This window comes from Staphylococcus shinii (genome assembly GCF_017583065.1).
GTDB lineage: Bacteria > Bacillota > Bacilli > Staphylococcales > Staphylococcaceae > Staphylococcus > Staphylococcus shinii.
Map to the genome: position 1 here is coordinate 266662 of NZ_JAGEVL010000007.1, position 20038 is coordinate 286699.

At 32.3% G+C, this 20038-nt stretch carries 19 protein-coding genes; 11 read left to right on the forward strand and 8 right to left on the reverse strand.

Translation table 11 applies throughout. The features are described 5' to 3' along the window. Positions 1-58 precede the first annotated feature (58 nt). Positions 59-1105, forward strand: a complete 1047-nt coding sequence (locus J5E45_RS10925; RefSeq protein ID WP_039068755.1) for a ferrated catecholamine ABC transporter substrate-binding lipoprotein SstD — start codon at positions 59-61, stop codon at positions 1103-1105. Between the two features lie 315 nt (positions 1106-1420). Then, on the forward strand, positions 1421-1747 hold the full coding sequence (locus tag J5E45_RS10930; RefSeq protein WP_069792706.1) for a PH domain-containing protein: 327 nt from the start codon (positions 1421-1423) through the stop codon (positions 1745-1747). Positions 1748-2030: 283 nt separating this feature from the next. On the opposite strand, the gene J5E45_RS10935 is transcribed toward J5E45_RS10930, so the two are convergent. The 3 genes from J5E45_RS10935 to J5E45_RS10945 all read right to left on the reverse strand — a co-directional run bounded on the left by J5E45_RS10935 (position 2031) and on the right by J5E45_RS10945 (position 4054). Continuing rightward, entirely contained in the window at positions 2031-2345 is a 315-nt protein-coding gene (locus J5E45_RS10935; protein ID WP_039068753.1) for a CHY zinc finger protein, read from the reverse strand. Between the two features lie 14 nt (positions 2346-2359). Continuing rightward, complete coding sequence (murB, locus tag J5E45_RS10940; RefSeq protein ID WP_039068752.1) at positions 2360-3280, reverse strand: UDP-N-acetylmuramate dehydrogenase; 921 nt, start codon at positions 3278-3280, stop codon at positions 2360-2362. Positions 3281-3511: 231 nt separating this feature from the next. Continuing rightward, entirely contained in the window at positions 3512-4054 is a 543-nt protein-coding gene (locus J5E45_RS10945) for a GrpB family protein (protein ID WP_208182196.1), read from the reverse strand. A 127-nt stretch (positions 4055-4181) separates the two neighbouring features. Here J5E45_RS10945 and J5E45_RS10950 point away from each other — a divergent pair, with 127 nt between their 5' ends. The 3 genes from J5E45_RS10950 to J5E45_RS10960 all read left to right on the forward strand — a co-directional run bounded on the left by J5E45_RS10950 (position 4182) and on the right by J5E45_RS10960 (position 6954). Next, positions 4182-5075 (forward strand): EMYY motif lipoprotein, encoded by an 894-nt coding sequence (locus J5E45_RS10950; protein WP_039068750.1) that lies wholly within the window; start codon positions 4182-4184, stop codon positions 5073-5075. Between the two features lie 154 nt (positions 5076-5229). Then, positions 5230-5550, forward strand: a complete 321-nt coding sequence (gene ytxJ, locus J5E45_RS10955; protein ID WP_039068748.1) for a bacillithiol system redox-active protein YtxJ — start codon at positions 5230-5232, stop codon at positions 5548-5550. A gap of 279 nt (positions 5551-5829) precedes the next feature. Next, positions 5830-6954 carry a glycerate kinase gene (locus J5E45_RS10960; RefSeq protein ID WP_069792704.1) on the forward strand — a complete coding sequence of 375 codons (1125 nt, stop codon included), beginning with the start codon at positions 5830-5832 and terminating at the stop codon, positions 6952-6954. 183 nt (positions 6955-7137) lie between these two features. On the opposite strand, the gene pepT is transcribed toward J5E45_RS10960, so the two are convergent. The 4 genes from pepT to gdpS all read right to left on the reverse strand — a co-directional run bounded on the left by pepT (position 7138) and on the right by gdpS (position 11267). Further along, the gene (gene pepT / locus J5E45_RS10970; RefSeq protein WP_069792703.1) at positions 7138-8370 is read right to left on the reverse strand and encodes a peptidase T; all 1233 of its coding nucleotides are present in this window, start codon (positions 8368-8370) and stop codon (positions 7138-7140) included. Between the two features lie 12 nt (positions 8371-8382). Next, positions 8383-8883, reverse strand: coding sequence for a threonine/serine exporter family protein (locus J5E45_RS10975; RefSeq protein WP_101050365.1), 501 nt, complete (start codon positions 8881-8883; stop codon positions 8383-8385). 15 nt (positions 8884-8898) lie between these two features. Then, positions 8899-9660 carry a threonine/serine exporter family protein gene (locus tag J5E45_RS10980; protein WP_039069816.1) on the reverse strand — a complete coding sequence of 254 codons (762 nt, stop codon included), beginning with the start codon at positions 9658-9660 and terminating at the stop codon, positions 8899-8901. 536 nt (positions 9661-10196) lie between these two features. After that, positions 10197-11267 carry a GGDEF domain-containing protein GdpS gene (gene gdpS / locus J5E45_RS10985; protein WP_039069817.1) on the reverse strand — a complete coding sequence of 357 codons (1071 nt, stop codon included), beginning with the start codon at positions 11265-11267 and terminating at the stop codon, positions 10197-10199. A gap of 407 nt (positions 11268-11674) precedes the next feature. On the opposite strand from gdpS, the gene J5E45_RS10990 reads away from it, so the two are divergent. Further along, positions 11675-12736, forward strand: a complete 1062-nt coding sequence (locus tag J5E45_RS10990; RefSeq protein WP_039069818.1) for a glycosyltransferase family 4 protein — start codon at positions 11675-11677, stop codon at positions 12734-12736. 119 nt (positions 12737-12855) lie between these two features. On the opposite strand, the gene J5E45_RS10995 is transcribed toward J5E45_RS10990, so the two are convergent. Beyond that, the gene (locus J5E45_RS10995) at positions 12856-13497 is read right to left on the reverse strand and encodes a YigZ family protein (protein WP_039069820.1); all 642 of its coding nucleotides are present in this window, start codon (positions 13495-13497) and stop codon (positions 12856-12858) included. A gap of 164 nt (positions 13498-13661) precedes the next feature. Here J5E45_RS10995 and fakB1 point away from each other — a divergent pair, with 164 nt between their 5' ends. The 5 genes from fakB1 to secA all read left to right on the forward strand — a co-directional run bounded on the left by fakB1 (position 13662) and on the right by secA (position 19993). Continuing rightward, positions 13662-14525, forward strand: coding sequence for a fatty acid kinase binding subunit FakB1 (fakB1, locus tag J5E45_RS11000; RefSeq protein ID WP_039069822.1), 864 nt, complete (start codon positions 13662-13664; stop codon positions 14523-14525). A 271-nt stretch (positions 14526-14796) separates the two neighbouring features. After that, positions 14797-15879 (forward strand): DEAD/DEAH box helicase family protein, encoded by a 1083-nt coding sequence (locus tag J5E45_RS11005; protein ID WP_237282879.1) that lies wholly within the window; start codon positions 14797-14799, stop codon positions 15877-15879. After that, positions 15872-16543, forward strand: a complete 672-nt coding sequence (locus J5E45_RS11010) for a ComF family protein (protein WP_069792702.1) — start codon at positions 15872-15874, stop codon at positions 16541-16543. Before J5E45_RS11005 ends, J5E45_RS11010 begins: the two co-directional genes overlap by 8 nt. Before the next feature lie 66 nt (positions 16544-16609). Beyond that, a complete protein-coding gene (hpf, locus tag J5E45_RS11015; protein WP_039069827.1) occupies positions 16610-17176 on the forward strand; it encodes a ribosome hibernation-promoting factor, HPF/YfiA family in 567 nt (188 codons plus the stop codon). 285 nt (positions 17177-17461) lie between these two features. After that, the gene (gene secA, locus J5E45_RS11020) at positions 17462-19993 is read left to right on the forward strand and encodes a preprotein translocase subunit SecA (protein ID WP_069792701.1); all 2532 of its coding nucleotides are present in this window, start codon (positions 17462-17464) and stop codon (positions 19991-19993) included. Positions 19994-20038 lie beyond the last annotated feature (45 nt).

Consider the following 20038-nt stretch of genomic DNA (forward strand, 5'->3'; position numbering starts at 1 on the left):
AACTTTTAGGGACATAAAAAGGAATACATCATTTAGAAATCCAGGAGGAGTTAAGCACATGAAAAAATTAGGATTATTATTAGTAGTAGGGTTAATGTTTTTATTAGTAGCATGTAGTAATGGTGGATCAGACGATAAAAAAAATTCAGAAGCTGATTCAAAAGGCGAAAGTTCAGATAAAACTGTAAAAATTGAAAATAACTATCAAGCAAGTGGAGAGAAACGTGATGGCAGTGATGCTAAAGCAGTCAAGGAAACTGTAGAAGTTCCTAAAAATCCAAAAAATGCAGTTGTTTTTGATTATGGTACATTAGATACAATGAAAGAATTAGGACTTGAAGATAAAGTAAAAGCACTTCCTAAAGGTGAAGGTAATAAATCATTACCAGATTTCTTAAGTGATTTCAAAGATGAAAAATATTTAAATACTGGAAGTCTAAAAGAAGTTAATTTCGATAAAGTTGCTGAAGCTAAACCAGAAGTTATTTATATTTCAGGACGTACAGCGAATCAAAAAAATCTAGATGAATTCAAAAAAGCTGCGCCAGATGCAAAAGTAGTTTACGTTGGCGTTGATGATAAAGATGAAGTGAATTCATTGAAAAAGAACACTGAAAATTTAGGTAAAATTTATGATAAAGAAGACAAAGCAAAATCACTAACTAAAAAATTAGATGATAAAATTGCAGGCATCAAAGATAAAACAAAAGATTTAAAAGATAAAAAAGCGTTATTCTTATTAGTAAATGAAGGTGAATTATCAACATTTGGAGCAGGTGAACGTTTCGGTTCGATGATATTTGATACAATGGGCTTCACACCAGCTGATGAAAATATTAAAAATAGTAAACACGGTCAAAATGTAACAAATGAATATGTAGCAGAGAAAAACCCAAGTATTATCTTTGCAATGGACCGTGGACAAGCAATTAGTGGTAAATCAACAGCTAAAAACGCATTAGGTAACGATGTAATCAAAGATGTAGATGCAATTAAAGATGACAAAGTATATGAGCTTGATCCTAAACTTTGGTACTTTGCAAGTGGATCAACAACAACAGCAATTAAACAAATTGAAGAAGTTGAGAAAGCTTTAGAAAAATAAGTTTAAATGACGTTATCTGTGGGGGAACGTCTGAATTGAGAGTCTGGCTTATACCAGGCTCTCTTTTTAATGCTCCAAGTTAAGTTAATGAATTATTAAAAAATAGTAGAATCGTTGAGTTAAATCGCATTTATAATATATTAAAATGATAATTGAAGCCGTGTTATATCTTGGTTTTAAATAAATCAAGATATTATTAAACTTTAAGGTAGTAATGTTATAATAATGGAATGAATACAAGATGATTTTTAGAAAATAAGCCTCTAACATCAACTTGTAAAAATCAAAACAACGAATGTAGGAGGATTGAAATACATGATACTAGATAATATTAATCCAAATGATTTGTATCCAACTGAGAAAAAGGGACCTAGTGTCTTGGGAACTATAGAATATTCTGTACAAGGTTCTTCGGAATTTGAAGGAGCTTTTATAGCCACGAGTGAAAGAATTATCTTGAATGTGGATATGAACGGTGAATTTTATTATAGAAGCATAGCATATAATGAAATAGAATCGATTAACTACGATGGTGAAAAAATCAATTTTAAATTTAATATTGGACCAATGCCTATGAAGGATATTCAAAAAGGTGACGTAGAGACTTTCATTCAATTTGTTAGTGATAAAATAGATCATTAATTGACTAACTGAAAAATTGACAATCAATCGAAGTGTGAAATTGTGAATTTAATAATTGAAGTTACAACAAATGAAATAGTTTGGTACATAAATACTAATACTTAAAATAAACAAAACCTTCAATTTTTGTGGGGGTGTTGTTTATTTTATCCAAAATCACAGGAAAGTATTATAAGCAAAGTGTAATTATCAAAATTTTGAAATCAAAGAAACTGTAAAAAAATACGTGTTACATCTTATTTATTAAACAGAAGATGTAACACGTATTTTTTAAAATGGCTAATTAAACTGAAAAATATAAATGATAGTGATATTTACAACGATTGTTGAAATGCGCATCACACTCGGGACAAGCTTCAATCATCATATAGTCATTGATAGTCATTTCATGATGGCAAACGCCACATAAAATTGCTTTTTCATTAAATTCGTCTGAATTCCATCGCTGTATGCTATGGTTTTCATGTTCATTATGACATTTATAGCAAGGATAATATTTATCACAACATTTAAATTTAATTGCAATAATGTCTAATGGTGTTTGATAGTGTATACACCGAGACTCATTATCTACTGTAGAACCGTATACATTAATCATAGTCTTTGCTCCTATTAATCAACAGGATGGTCTCCAATGATTCTTACTTCGGGATGGAGATCAACGTCAAATTTTTCTTTTACGACTTCTTGAACGTAGTGAATTAAATCTTCATAGTCAGTGGCTGTACCTTTATCAACATTCACCATAAAGCCAGCATGCTTTTTAGACACTTCAACGCCACCAATACGGTGACCTTGTAATTCAGAATCTTGAATTAATTTACCTGCAAAGTGGCCTGGAGGACGCTGGAAAACACTGCCACATGATGGATATTCTAGTGGTTGTTTGGTTTCTCGTCTTTCAGTTAAGTCATCCATAGTCGCTTGTATCTCGTCTAGGTTGCCAGGCGCAAGTGTAAATGCTGCTTCTAAAACCACTAAGTGTTTTTGTTGTACAATACTATTACGATAATCTAATTCTAATTCTTTATTCGTTAATGTAATTAACTCGCCTTTTTCATTTACACAGAGTGCATAATCAATACAATCTTTTACTTCTCCACCATAAGCACCTGCATTCATAAATACAGCACCACCAATAGATCCAGGTATACCACATGCAAATTCAAGACCTGTTAAAGCATGGTCTCTTGCAGTACGTGAAACATCTATGATTGCTGCACCACTACCAGAAATAATTGCGTCATCTGATACATCGATATAATCAAGTGAAAGCAAGCTGATAACAATACCGCGAATACCACCTTCGCGAATAATAATATTAGATCCATTTCCTAAATAGGTAACGGGAATATCTTTAGTATAAGCATAGTGAACAATAGCTTGAACATGTTCATTTTTGGTAGGGGAAAGGTAATAATCAGCCTTACCACCAGTCTGCGTGTATGTATACTTTTTTAAGGGTTCATCAATTTTAATAATTTCTGATGGTACAATCGCTTTTAATTCCTTTAAGATGTTATCTTTATGCAACTATAGAACATCCTTTCTTGTTGAATTCATTTATTTATTATACCAATGATTCGTGTGCTTGGCTAAAATCTTAGGATATTATTTATGATTTTTTTGAATTTTAATTGGTTCATTAATAGGTTAGTCTCAAAAATGGGAATTTAGTGAAAATGCCTTGAATTAAAAGTGTACATTATAAATATTTATTCCATTCATTTCCATATTATGTCATTTCATTTTTAACACTTTTAATTATATATCAGTATTTTTCGCACCGTCACTTAAACGTTTTATGAGTTCGCAAAACAGCTGATGCTTTTGGTTTTCGTAGTCACGAATATTTGATGCAGTAATTGCTACAGATTGTTTTGATTTACCAAATGTTGAGGATAATATACGATTTTCACTAAGTAAAAGGTTTGTTTGCAAATAATCATTATACAGTTTTGAGTCTTTTTGAATAATATGTAAACGAGTAATTTGTTTTAATTCTATTAAGTTACTAAATTGCGCCATAACTACTTTTTTCTTGTATGGGTGGTGTAAGCGATAGAATCCTTTATAATTTAAACGTTTTTCATCTAAGGATGTAATATCGTGTAAATTATTTACGCCTACTAATATATCTAAAATAGGCTCTGTAGGATAATTAAAGTGCGAAGTCCCACCGATATGATGTGTTGATTTAACAGGTGTATCAAGTAAGTTGAAAAGCGTATCGCTTAGGTCTTGGTATCGTTGTTGATAAATGTTGTTAGAATCTTTTGTTATTAATGGTTGAATATGAGAATACATGTAGGTTGTCCACGCCTTTCAATGTTATGATAGAACTGTTAAACTATAAATTCTGAAACAATATATCATATATCATTTTCAAGTTAAATAAGTTTCTGTATAATACTGAATGATAAGGAGTGCAGAAATGAAAAAAATAATTTGCATTGTTTTATTGTTTTGCTTCTCAATTACACTAAGCGCATGTGGCAATGAAGGATCGACCGAATTTAAAGATTTTGATAGCACGCTTAATGATGTGAAATCCAAAGAAACAGAACTGAAAAAGGTCATAGATGATATTCATTTAAAGCGTTTAGATGATTTGAGCAAGACAGATATGACAGACAATAACAAAAAAGAATTTAACGAATTACAAAATAAAGTGAATAGTAAATTGATTCCTAAGCTTGATAATTATGAAACGGCTGCGAAAAAATTACCTGCTGATTCTGAAGAAACAAAAAAATTAAAATCAACATATTTGAAATCGGTGAAAGAGAAAAAAGCTGCTATTAATAATTTAAAAAACTTCACAGATTTATGCAATCAGGCAGTTAAGGCAAATGAGGATATTTTAGATTATACTAAGTTATTTGAAAAAAATAGATCTCAAGTTGAAGCACATATTCAAAAAGCAAGTGACGCAGGTTCGACAACTGACGTAAATAACTTTAAGCGTAAATTAGAACAAAATAATAAAGAGTTGAGAAACACAGCCGAAAAAGAAGCGGATTCAACAGATTCTACAAAAGTGAGGCAGTCTATAGAAACACAAATTATGCCTTTGATTGATAAGCAAATTAAAGATTTGAATAAAACAGCAATTACAAACAATTATGTCAACGATGCACGTAAAAATGCCATAGAAATGTATTACAGCTTACAAAATTATTATGAAACTCGTAAAGAAACTATAGATATTAGCGAACAATTAGAAAAAATCAACGCTAAAGATTTACCGAAGAAAGGTGAAGATTTAGAGAAGTTTGACGCTGATTTTAACAAAGAATATAATAATGTAAAAGAAGGCTTTAATTAAAAAGGTTTTTTAGCAAAGTTATAAAATTTTAAATAAACAGTTAACAATAAAAAGAGAGTTGTGTATAATTGGAAACAATGATATGAGTATATCGTGTAAATTTCACACTTTTTGAAACATCATCGTGTGTTAAATATTTTTAGAGGTGAATAGAATGGCTATAAAGCTGAGTTCGATTGACCAGTTTGAGCAAATTATTAATGAAAATAAATATGTATTTGTACTGAAACATAGTGAAACATGCCCGATTTCAGCAAATGCAATTGACCAATTCAACAAATTTTTATATGAAAGAGATATGGATGGTTTTTATTTAATTGTACAACAAGAACGCGAATTATCTGATTATATAGAAGAAAAAACAAATGTGAAACATGAATCACCACAAGCTTTTTATTTTGTTAAGGGACAAGCAATTTGGAATGCGAGTCACGAAGACATTAATGTTTCAACATTAGCTAGCGCTGAAGAATAAACTACAATAAAATAAAGTTTTAAACGCTTGTTAAGCGCTTATCAATGAGGTAGGTGTTTAACAAGCGTTTCTTATAATGTGAAAATTTTTCTTCTGGCATGTATAATAAATAATTGAATAAGAAATGTAGACTACTATTTTATCATTTATACATATATGACTGAATGATGTGGTATTCATATATGTTCATATGTATATAAAATTGGAAAGTAATCGTGTTTCTAATTTTTATTTTTATCAATCAAATATCATTTTAATAAAAATACTAGAGGTGACAAAATGAAAGTTTTAGTTGCGATGGATGAATTTAATGGGATTATTTCTAGCTATCAAGCGAATCGTTATGTTGAAGAAGCAGTTGCTAGCCAAATTGAAAAAGCAGACATAGTACAAGTACCTTTATTTAACGGTCGTCATGAACTAATGGATTCTGTTTTTCTTTGGCAGTCTGGTACAAAATACAGAATGACAACACATGATGCTGATATGCAGGAAGTAGAAGCGGTGTATGGTATCACAGATAGTGGTATGACTGTGATTGAAGGTAATCTATTTTTAAAAGGTCAAAAGCCAATCAACGAACGTACAAGCTATGGTTTAGGAGAAGTTATAGCAGATGCTCTAGAGAATGATGCGACTCATATTGTTATTTCACTAGGTGGCATGGGTAGTTTTGATGGTGGCGCGGGTATGTTACAAGCACTTGGTGCTAAGTTTTATGATGACGAAGCACAAGAAATTGATTTACGACAAGGTAGTTATAAATTGAAATATATTCGCAAAATTGATATTTCTGGGCTGGAGCCAAAATTAAACAACGTACGTTTTCAATTAATGTCAGATTTTGATAGTAAAATTTACGGAAAAAATAGTGAAATTATGCAAACATACGAAACTTATGGCATAACACGTGAAAACGCTGCCGAAATTGATAATTTGATTTGGTATTTAAGTGAAATGTTCAAAAGTGAACTAAAACTTGTGTTGGGTCCAGTGCAAAGAGGGGGAGCAGGCGGTGGCATCGCTGCAGTATTAAATGCACTCTATAATGCAGAAATCATGACTAGTCATGAACTCGTAGATCAAATTACACACTTAGACGCCCTAATAGCGCAAGCAGATTTGATCATTTTTGGTGAAGGTATAAATGAAGCTGACCAAATACTTGAAACGACAACGGTCCGCCTAGCAGAATTAGCTACAAAATATAATAAACCATCAATAGCAATTTGTGCCACTGATGATAAGTTTGATTTATTTGAATCTATAGGTGTTACAGCAATGTTTAATACCTTTATTGAAATGCCAGAGAGTTTTACTGATTTTAAAATGGGAATTCAAATCAGACATTATACAGTTCAAGCGATTAAACTATTGAAAACGCAATTTGATGAAAACAAATAAATTAAGTTGTTAAAATGCATTTAAATTTATCTTTTTGGAATGTAGCTCAAGTTACTAATATGATAAATAGTTTTTAATAGCCTTATTCGTAATATCTGTATTATTTTAGTAAAATAGCATCATAAAAATTAAGGTTCCGGGACATCTGTATATGTCTCGGAACCTAATTTTATATAAATACAATTATTTTTGATATGTTTGTACGACTTCTTCGGTGATACCCACAATGACTTCAATAGCTTTTTCCATCACATCAATAGATGCGTATTCGAAAGGACCGTGAAAATTATCACAACCAGTAAAGATATTTGGTGTAGGTAGTCCCATATAAGAAAGCTGCGAACCGTCCGTGCCTCCACGGATTGGTGCAGTGTTGGCTGGAATATCTAATTTGGCAAAAACACGTTTTGGTATATCAATAACGTGTGGATTAGCGGAGATTTTTTCGCCCATATTATAATATTGATCATTGATTTCGATTTCAATAGGATTGTCTTCGAAATGCGTGTTGATATCATTTTTTATTTCAATTAAACGTTTCTTACGTAGGTCAAATTGATGACTGTCGTGATCACGAATAATATAATGAAGTGTTGTTTTTTCAACATCGCCGTTTATTTTCATCAAATGATAAAAACCTTCATAACCTTCAGTTCTTTCAGGAACTTCGTTTGGTGGAAGTAATGAATTAAATTGTTGGCCTAATAATACAGCATTAATCATCGCATCTTTTGCTGAGCCTGGATGCACGTTGACACCATGACAAGTTACGATTGCTTCAGCAGCATTAAAACTTTCATATTGCAATTCTCCATATTCACTACCATCCATCGTATACGCAAAATCAGAATTAAAGCGTTCAACATCAAATTCATGAGGACCTCTGCCAATTTCTTCATCTGGTGTAAATGCAACGCGAATACGGCCATGTTTGATTTCAGGATGTGAAGTTAAGTATTTTAAAGCTTCCATAATTTCAACGACGCCCGCTTTATCATCAGCACCTAATAATGACGTTCCATCTGTAACCATAAGTGTATGACCTTCAACATTTTTCATATTTGGAAAAACATCTTGGCTTAAAACACGGCTTGTATCTCCAAGTTGAATTGGTTTGCCATCATAAGCTTCAATGATTTGTGGATTGACATTCGTAGCATTAAAGTCTGGTGAAGTATCGACGTGAGCCAAAAATCCAACAGTTGGTAAATCAGCATCTATATTGCTTTCTAATGTTGCAAATAAGTACCCTTTTTCATCGATATCGGTTTCTAATCCAAAGTCAGTCAATTCATCGTTTAATAAATTTAATAAATTCCACTGTTTCTCTGTAGATGGCGTTGTATTAGATTCTGGATCAGATTGCGTGTCGATAGTTACGTATCTTGTTAGTCTTTCAATTATGTCTTGTTTCATAAAAACACCCCTTTAAGCTCTATTGTTCATGTTGTAAGATTTTTTATAAGTTTTACCATTCATTTTACCATAATGTTGTTTTATGCGTGTATAGATGTAATAAATAATCTCCGCACATAAAATACCAAAAGCAATCGCTCCAGAAATTAGAGTCACTTCTAAAAATGTATTAACGGCATGGGTGTATTCATTACTTACTAAAAAACGTGTCGCTTCATATGCTAAACCACCTGGTACAAGTGGAATAATGCCAGGGACAATAAAAATAATTACAGGTCGTTTGTAACGTCTACTCATCACGTGGCTCATTATAGCTAGGATAAAACTACCTAAAAAAGAGGCTAGAACTTTACCTAAATCAGCGTCAAACGTTAACTTATAGATAATCCATCCCATTGCGCCTACAAAACCACATGCTAAAAGGAGGCGTCTTGGTGCATTGAACAGAATTGAAAATAGCATTGTTGCAAGAAAGCTAATTATAAATTGTGAAAAATAATATACAATGGCCATATAAGCACTCCTTTTTTAAAATATTAGTAATACAATGGCAACACCAGCGCCAATCGCAAATGAAGTTAACGCCGCTTCAACACCGCGTGACATACCTGCAAGTAATTCGCCAGCCATCAAGTCACGTATAGCGTTAGTAATCAAAATACCAGGTACAAGTGGCATAACGCCGGCAATGGTTATAATATCTTGGTTATGTGACCAACCCATTTTTGTGAAAGTAGAGGCTATCATAATAACGACTGCTGCACTAATAAACTCAGAAAAGAATTTTATTTGTATATAACGTTGCACATAATTGAACGTTAAAAAAGCGCCAGCGCCAGCGATAATAGCGAAAATAAAGTCTTGGATGATACCACCAAACATGAATAGGAAAAAACCACATGCAATAGGAGCTGCCAAGAAATTTGTTATGGATGAATATTGTAAAGAAGCATGGTGCAAATGTACCAGTTCAGATTTTGCTTGATCTATATTAAGTTCATTATTAGAAATTTTTCGTGAGAGACTGTTAGTCAAAGCAATTTTTTCTAAGTCTGTTGTACGTTCACGGATTCTGATAAGTCGTGTATTAGTACGATTATTTAATGAAAAAATGATTGCAGTAGATGTCACAAAGCTATATGTATCATCTAAACCAAAACTTGCAGCTATACGCGTCATTGTGTCTTCAACGCGGTAAGTTTCAGCGCCGCTTTCAAGTAAAATTCTTCCTGCAATAAGAACGACATCAATAACCTTATCTTCATCAATGATTGTAATTGAATCTGACATAGCTTTGCACCTCCTGAAAAGTTTTTAGAACAATTGAAAGTTTACAGTGTACAATTGAAACTTTCAATAGTAATTCATACACCGTCAACATTTTTTAATGTACCCCTATATATTGTAACAAATTTAATTGTATAACTATAACAGTTTATAGAAAATGAAAGCTTTAGCTAAAGATAATAAAATTAATAACTATCGCGTTAAATTAACATTATTTGTCATAATAGTTTGATGAATTTTAAATATAAAAAAACTTAAAGTTTGTAGTAGGAGAAGTAAGCGACCAATGAATTCGTAATGATTGTTCGTATTTAAAATTGATTTTGTTTGATGAGTAATGAGATTTGATAGGAGGTTCGATATATCAAAAAAAGACAAACACCTTATGTTGAGTGTTTGTCTTTATATCGATATAAATCAAATTGTGATGCGACAAGAAAGTAGTTTAAGGCAAAACATCTCACAAGTTTTGTTTAGCAATGGTTAAATAAATAGCGCTTATATAGTCATAATAAAAATGAGAATAGTTAAAAAGACTATTAAAGTTTAACGATAGGATTAAACATTACTTGATTACGTCCTTCATTTTTAGCCATATGCAACATATCATCTGCTATTTTAAATACTTTACGTTGTGACTTATAATCATCGGCAGTTAAATAACCAACACCTATTGAAACAGATAATTTAATAACCTCTTTATTAGGTAAATGGAAAGTTGACTGTTCTACGCCACCACGTATACTCTCACTCAATTTAACACATTGATCTAAAGTATAATCGTATAAAACGATAGAGAATTCTTCGCCACCGTTACGGTAAATACTAAATTCTTGTGGAACATAGTTTTTAAGAAGTTGTGCAACTTGCCTTAATACTGCGTCACCAGACTGATGTGAAAATTTATCATTTACATCTTTAAAGCCGTCAATATCAATGAGCAACAACCCAATACTTTGGTTGTTTTTTTCAGCGATGCTCGTCGTTTCATTTAGGTGTCTGTCGAATTCTTTAACGTTACCTAAACCTGTTAAATAGTCAAATTTATCTTCATTTTCGTAACGATTTACTAAAGAGAAAAAATACCAAATATCGACAAATGTGATTGATGAAGTAATCATTAATATAAATGATATAGGTATTAAGAATAATACTTCTGTAATTTCGTAATATGGACTTATGAGTGATAAAATAAGGAAAATAACAAGTGTAATCACATTAAGAATTTGTAGTGAAATAATATCGTTTTGTTTTAAAAATGGCCCAACAGCCCCAACAATTATAGCAATAACAATGAGTATCATAGCAGCAATGATAGTATAATCACCAATTAGAACGTTTACTAAACCTACGATTAACGCCGAAAGCACAGTATAAAACATATTCGTATATCTACCTAAGAATAGTATAGGTATGAAGGTTAAGTAAAGTGTGTATTGATTAAATAATGGTACAGGGTAAGCGGATAGTAAAAGTGCTACTATAGTCATTAAAACAGTAACATATTCTTTAGAAAACACCATATTTTTATTCTCTGAATACTGTAAGCGGTGAAATAAATAGATACCTGCTACTGTAACAGAAATATTGTAGATGATAGCTTCAAACATTTAACTTTACACTCCTCTTTAATAAACATTTAGTTATTGTAAGTGAAAACTTACAATTTGTCATCTTTATGAAAATAGAAATTTATAACATTCACTTAATATTCGTGTTAAAATTATTTTTTGAGTGAATATACAATGATTCACTCTTGAAATTTAAATACTTAAGAAATAATCCTGCGACTTATCAATTATCGCATTTCAAGTTGTATAAGTAAAAGTGTATAGGGTATTATAGAATTATGTAATATATCATACTATATAACGACTGTAATTAAATTTTTAAATTTAAATTTGCATGAGTCGATAAAATAGATAATGATTAGCTTACAATTAATTTGAATAATTATTTTCAACTTAGGATTTTGAAATAAAAAATAAAACAGAATTATATTAATGAAGGTGAACTGATGTACACATTATTATTAATCATTTTTTCAATGATTGTCAGTTTGATACTTACACCAATAGTTATAAAGGTTTCACATAAATTAGGGATTGTAGATCAACCGAATTTTAGAAAGGTACATACTAAACCTATATCCGTACTTGGTGGAACTGTAATACTCATATCATTCTTGGTAGGGATATGGCTTGGACATCCTATAGAAACGGAAGTTAAACCTCTGGTTATTGGGTCAGTGTTAATCTACTTGGTTGGACTCATAGATGATATTTATGATTTGAAGCCGATAATTAAATTATTAGGTCAGGTAATTGCAGCACTTGTTGTTGTTTATTATGGTGTGACTATTGATTTTATTTCTTTACCTATTGGACCTACGATTCATTTTGGTATTCTTGGGATACCGATTACAGTTGTTTGGATTGTAGCAATTACTAATGCAATTAATTTAATCGATGGACTAGATGGCTTAGCATCTGGTGTCTCAATGATTGCATTAATGACAATAGGTTTTATAGCTATCTTACAAGCAAATATATTTATTATGATGATTTGTAGTGTTTTAATTGGAGCGCTTCTAGGATTCTTATTCTTTAATTTCCATCCAGCAAAAATCTTTTTAGGCGATAGTGGTGCTTTGCTTGTTGGTTTTATTGTAGGTTTCTTATCACTGCTTGGGTTTAAAAATATTACCTTTGTATCATTATTCTTCCCGATTGTTATTTTAGCTGTACCATTTATTGATACGCTCTTTGCTATGATTCGTCGTGTGAAGAAAGGTCAGCATATTATGCAAGCTGATAAATCGCATCTCCATCATAAATTTTTAGAACTCGGTTATTCACATCGTCAAACTGTACTATTGATATATTCTATAGCAATCTTATTTAGTCTTGCTAGTATTATATTATACCTATCTCAACCGTGGGGCGTACTCATGATGTTTATTTTGATTTTAATCACGATTGAACTTATCGTTGAATTTACAGGACTCATTGATGACGAGTATCGACCATTATTAAAATTAATTGAAAATAAAGAACAGCATGATGATTATCACAAATAACATATAAAATATTGCTCATAGCAATAGAAATGCACCTCCTGATTATAGGAGGTGTATTTTTTGTTTAAAATGTGTTGTGTATTTATATTAATTGGATGTTAATTTAGCATCACAAAAAATTAATTTGTAGGAATATCGAAAGGGAGACGAACTGTTTCACCTTCAATTAAAGTATAATTACCTGAGGTAGTGCGATTTAAAAATTCTAGAAAGGTATCATAATCGGAATTAACAACATCAATTTGGTAACTTACTTTATCCGTGTAGTTTTGGTCTCGCAATAAGAAAGGTGTACTTTCTAATTCATATTCAAATTTACCAGTTAAATCATAACCTATAGTTACAGTGGTAGGTATAGCAGAACGTAAAGCAACACGTCCTATATCAAATATAACGTCTCTCACAGCACCACTATAGGCGCGTATTAAACCGCCACCGCCTAATTTAATACCTCCGAAATAACGTGTAACTACCACGCATGCATTATGGATCTCAAGCTTTTTAAGAATATCTAACATCGGCACGCCGGCTGTACCACTTGGTTCACCGTCATCATTTGCTTTTTGAATATTCATTTGGTCACCAATTGTATATGCTGAACAGTTATGATTAGCTTCTTTATGTTCTGCTTTGACAGCTGCTATAAACGCTTTTGCTTCTTCTTCTGATTCAACAGGTTTAATATGCGCTATAAAACGCGACTTACTGATTATATTTTCAATCTTATGTTCTTGTTTGATTGTTTTGATTATGTCATCCATTTATAGTCACCTCAATTATGTATTATACGTTTAGTTACTTTCAGTGAATCAGTTATTAACTAATATTATACACTGTATTGAATTATAGATTAAATGTTAAAATGAATTTTCTTTTAAGCAAAAGTAAGGTATTATAGTTGTGAGTATAATTGAGGAGGATTATGATGAAAATCGCTGTCTTGACAGATTCAACGAGTTATCTATCTCAAACGTTAATTGACAAATATAATATAAAAGTGGCTCCATTGAGTGTCACTTTTGATTCTGGTGAAAATTTTGTTGAGAATGCAACAATATCTACAGATGAATTTTATAAACGCATGAAGACCTCGAATACAATTCCAACAACTAGCCAACCTGCGATCGGTGATTTTTTGGATAAGTTCGAACAACTAAGTGAAGAAGGTTATACAGATGTCATCTGTGTGTTTTTATCTGGAGGCATTAGTGGTTGTTATCAAACAGCTACTCAAGCTGGAGAAATGGTTGAAGACATTAATGTCCATACGTTTGATTCAAAATTAGCGGCAATGGTTGAAGGCGCATATGTACTCAAAGCGATTGAAATGATTGAACAAAACTTTGAGCCGCAAGCAATCATTGAAGAGCTATATGCCATGCGTGAAGATACTGGCGCAGTCTTAATGGTAGATGACTTAAAAAATCTACAAAAAAGCGGTAGAATAACTGGTGCACAAGCATGGATTGGTACAATGTTAAAAATGAAACCAGTATTAAAATTTGATGATGGTAAAATAGTACCTGATGAGAAAGTGAGAACAAAAAAACGTGCTTTGCGTAAAATGATTGATAAAGTCATTGCAGAAGTAAAAGAGTTTGAAGAAGTCACACTATTTGTTATTGAAGGTGATATTGCGGAAGACTCAGATTGGATTCAAAACGAGTTAGAAGAAAATTATGCGCAATACCCAGTTTATCGTTCAAGTTTTGGACCTGTAATCGCAGCGCATTTAGGCTCTGGGGGAATTGGGTTAGGTTATGTTGGGCGCACCATCCGTACAAAATAATATTTTTACAATAAAGACATGTCAGGTTTCGTTGCCACATGTCTTTATTTGGAGGTAAAGGACGATAAAATATTATGGGAGATTAATTATAGATAAATCACTTTTAACCAATGAAAAGATCAGCCGTGTATCAAAAGGTGTAATTATAAAAAATAACAAATGGCATTGTATACAGTGTCACACTAACCAACCAAGCCATTACTATAAATACTTTTCAGCAGTTTTGAATAAATACATTGTTTATTGTCGAAATTGTATTAATTTAGGAAGAATGGATAATGTACATTCAGTTTTTATTACCGCATCGCAAAGCCACGTTTCGCAAGGCGCATTTCAATTACCATTTGACCTTTCGGAACAACAAAGTTATGCATCCAATAAAATTTTAGCGGCTATAAAAGCGTTTCAGTCAAAGATATTATATGCCGTTACAGGTGCAGGAAAAACAGAAATGATATTTGAAGCTATCCAATATGCGCGTAGTAAAGGGTATAATATTGCCATTGTTTCTCCTAGAGTGGATGTTGTAATTGAGGTGAGCATGAGAATTGCAGATAGCTTTCAGCAAGAAGATATTGATGTTTTATACCAAGGGCAAACCCAAAAATATAACGGTCATTTCGTCATAGCAACTGTACATCAGTTGTATCGTTTTAAAAGACATTTTAATTTAATTATTGTTGATGAAGTAGATGCTTTCCCCTTAGACATAGATCCTTCTTTATTTGAAGCAGTTAAACACGCGTCAAAAAAACAGTGTTCCCACGTTTATATGACTGCTACACCGCCGAAAAAACTACTCCAACAAATGAAATGTACAGATATGATTATCTTACCAGCACGTTTTCATAGACATTCACTCCCGATACCTCAATTTAAAAACTTCAACTTAAAACCACACAAAATTCAAATAAAACTATTAAATATTTTAAGAAAGCAGATTGCTAATCAACGCTATACTCTTGTATTTTTTAATAATATTCAACTAATGAAAGAAACATATAAGCAATACAAAAACAAATTCACGTCAATAACTTATATTCATAGTGATGATGTATACCGTTTTGAAAAAGTAAAGGACTTACGAGCTGGAAAGTATCGAATTGTTTTTACAACAACAATCTTAGAACGTGGTTTTACGATGGCTAACTTGGACGTCATAGTCTGCAATAGTCATCACTTTTCAACCAATGCATTAATTCAAATTGCAGGAAGGGTTGGACGCAAGCGAGAAGATCCAAGTGGACTTGTTTTATTTCTACATGAAGGCGTCACATTTAAAATGATAAAAGCACGTAAAAACATTAGGCGTATGAATCAAATAGCTCGTAAAAAGGGGTGGATAGATGACTAAATGCATACAGTGCCAGGCAACATATATTGAAGACTTTAATGCTAAGACTTTTTATAGAAAAGCAACAAAATTTTGTGAAAGATGCTTAGAACAGTGGCAAAATGTTAAACTTTTACCAGAAAATCGGTGCTCACGATGTTTGAAACAATTAGCTGTAAACGAAAGAGATTGTTTAGACTGTAAATTTTTGATTACACAATTCAAACTAATGCATCAACTTTATTGTGACTATCAATACGAAGGAATTGTAAAGCAGTTAATACACCAATATAAATTTATGAAAGATGTGGCGCTTAGCGAAGTGTTAGCTGCCCAAATGCGGCTGCCTAAAGTGCGTTACGATTATATTGTACCTATACCTTCGTCGATAGAAAAAGATCAAACACGTACATTTAACCCTGTGACGTGTGTATTAGATCAAATGAATGTACCATACGAATCTTTATTAATTGCAAAAGTAAGGCCGAAACAATCATCATTAGGAAAATTGCATCGTGCCGAGCTAATTAACCCGTTTGAAGTTGCGCAAAATATAGATTTGGAAAATAAGAATATATTACTTGTAGATGATATATATACTACAGGGTTAACGGTTCACAAGGCGTTAGCGACCCTACTTATTAGAAAAATCAGAAAATTCGATGTGTTTACGTTTGCACGATAACATAAAAGTGGTATTATAAGAGTAAGCAATATTACCAATATAGAGGTTTTAAAGGAGTCGATTATTATGATCAGATTTGAAATTCACGGGGAGAACCTCACTATTACTGATGCGATTCGCAACTATATTGAGGAGAAAATTGGTAAACTTGAACGTTATTTTAATGATGTGCCAAATGCCACTGCACATGTTAAAGTAAAAACGTATCATAACTCAGCTACTAAAATAGAAGTAACTATTCCATTGAAAAATGTTACATTACGAGCTGAAGAACGTAACGATGATTTGTATGCGGGCGTTGACCTAATTAATAACAAACTTGAAAGACAAGTTAGAAAATACAAAACACGTGTAAATCGTAGAAATAGAAATCGTGGTGAGCAAGAAGCGTTTGCCTCACTACCAGAAGAAAATGAAGTAGTAGAAACTCAAAATGATGATTCTGAAAACGAAATCGAAATCATTCGTGCTAAAAATTTCAGTTTGAAACCAATGGATTCAGAAGAAGCGGTATTGCAAATGGATTTATTAGGGCATGATTTCTTTATTTTTACAGATCGAGAAACAGATGGAACAAGCATTGTATACAAGAGAAAAGATGGTAAATATGGGCTAATTGAAACAACTGAATAACATTTTAATTTAGTTTCATATTAAATAATAGTAGCGTTCATGATTAAGTTAAATCGTGGACGCTCATTTTTTGCTATGTTACTATGAAATAATTTGAAAGTTATACATGTATTTGTGTATATTTTTAGTGAGTAAAGTTTCAAAGACGAATTAAAAATAACCAAAGTTTATGTTTGATGTCAGAATTAATAAATATATTGAAGTCAATAAGTGTAAATTTAAGCTTATTAATGATAATATAAGTTGTTGTAAGCTAAGAGTTATTAAGCTAAAGGAGCGAACAAAATGGGTTTTTTATCAAAAATTGCAGATGGCAATAAAAAAGAAATAAAACGCCTTGGTAAATTAGCCGACAAAGTCCTTGCATTAGAAGAGGATATGTCGATATTAACTGATGAAGAGATTAAAGGAAAAACAAAAGCATTTCAAGAACAATTACAAGCTGAAGAAGATATAAAAAAACAAAATAAAATACTAGAAGATATTCTACCAGAAGCTTTTGCAATCGTAAGAGAAGGTGCAAAGCGTGTATTCAATATGAGTCCATATAAAGTTCAAGTTATGGGCGGTATCGCAATTCATGGTGGCGATATTTCTGAGATGAGAACTGGTGAAGGTAAAACATTAACAGCAACGATGCCAGTATATCTAAATGCTTTAACAGGGCGTGGCGTCCACGTTATTACAGTCAATGAATACTTATCTAGTGTTCAAAGTCAAGAAATGGCTGAATTATATGAGTTTCTTGGATTATCTGTTGGGTTAAATTTAAATAGTAAGACAACAAATGAAAAGAGAGAAGCCTACGCATGTGACATTACGTATAGTACAAACAATGAGCTAGGTTTTGACTACTTACGTGATAATATGGTGAATTATGCAGAAGAGCGAGTTATGAGACCATTAAACTTTGCTATTATTGATGAAGTTGATTCTATTTTAATCGATGAAGCACGTACACCATTAATAATTTCGGGTGAAGCAGAGAAATCTACTTCTCTGTATACTCAAGCAAATGTGTTCGCAAAAATGCTAAAAAGTGAAGATGACTATAATTTCGATGAGAAAACAAAAGCAGTTCAATTAACAGAACAAGGTATCGACAAAGCTGAACGTATGTTTAAAATCGATAACCTATATGATGTGAAAAATGTTGATATTATTAGTCATATTAATACTGCCCTACGCGCACACGTAACATTACAACGAGATGTAGATTACATGGTCAATGGTGGTGAGGTACTTATTGTCGATCAATTTACAGGTCGTACAATGCCAGGCCGTCGTTTCTCTGAAGGGTTACACCAAGCTATTGAAGCCAAAGAAGGCGTGAAAATTCAAAATGAATCTAAGACAATGGCATCTATTACATTCCAAAACTATTTCAGAATGTACAATAAATTATCAGGTATGACGGGTACTGCAAAAACGGAAGAAGAAGAGTTTAGAAATATTTATAACATGACTGTAACTCAAATTCCAACGAATAAACCGGTACAACGTATAGACAAACCAGATTTGATATACATCAGTCAAAAAGGTAAGTTTGATGCAGTAGTCGCAGATGTAATTGAAAAACATAAACAAGGACAACCTGTACTTTTAGGTACTGTCGCTGTTGAAACCAGTGAGTACATCTCTAACTTATTGAAGAAAAACGGCGTACGTCACGACGTATTAAATGCTAAAAATCATGAACGTGAAGCAGATATTGTTGCCAACGCTGGACAACGTGGTGCTGTTACAATTGCTACAAATATGGCAGGCCGTGGTACGGATATTAAACTAGGTGAAGGCGTTGAAGAAATTGGCGGACTTGCAGTTATTGGTACGGAAAGACATGAATCTCGTCGTATCGATGACCAATTACGTGGCCGTTCTGGTCGTCAAGGTGACAAAGGTGATAGCCGTTTCTATTTATCACTTCAAGATGAATTGATGGTCCGTTTCGGTTCAGAGCGTTTACAAAATATGATGAACCGCTTAGGCATGGATGACTCTACACCCATCGAATCTAAAATGGTTTCACGTGCAGTGGAATCTGCACAGAAACGTGTTGAGGGTAATAACTTCGATGCGCGTAAACGCGTGCTTGAATATGATGATGTATTACGTAAGCAACGTGAAATTATTTATAACGAACGTAATAATATTATTGATAGTGATACAAGTGGTGATTTAGTAGATCAAATGCTATATTCAACATTAGAAAGAGGCGTTCACTACCATGTGAATGAAGAAGTAGATGAACCAGATTATGAACCATTCATTAATTATATCGATGATGTATTTTTAAATGAAGGCGACTTAAAAGTTGAAGACATTAAAGGTAAAGATAAAGAGGATATCATTGAAATCGTTTGGAATAAAGTTGAGGTAGCATTAAAAGATCAAAAAGAAAAGATTGGTACACAATTTGACGAATTTGAACGTATGATTTTACTACGTTCTATTGATACACATTGGACTGATCATATTGATACAATGGATCAACTTAGACAAGGTATACATTTACGTTCTTATGGTCAACAAAATCCGTTGCGTGATTATCAAAATGAAGGCCATCAATTGTTTGATACAATGATGCAAAATATTGAAGAAGATGTAAGTAAATATATTCTTAAATCAGTCGTTTCAGTTGAAGATGATGTGGAAAGAGATAAAGCTACAGACTTTGGTAAAGCTGAGCATGTTTCTGCAGAAGATGGTAAAGAAAAAGTTAAATCATCTCCATATGTTAAAGACGAACATATTGGTAGAAATGACCCTTGTCCTTGTGGTAGCGGTAAGAAATATAAAAACTGTCACGGTGCGTAACACATGTGATTATAAATTAAACCGGGAGCATTGATAGTCATATCA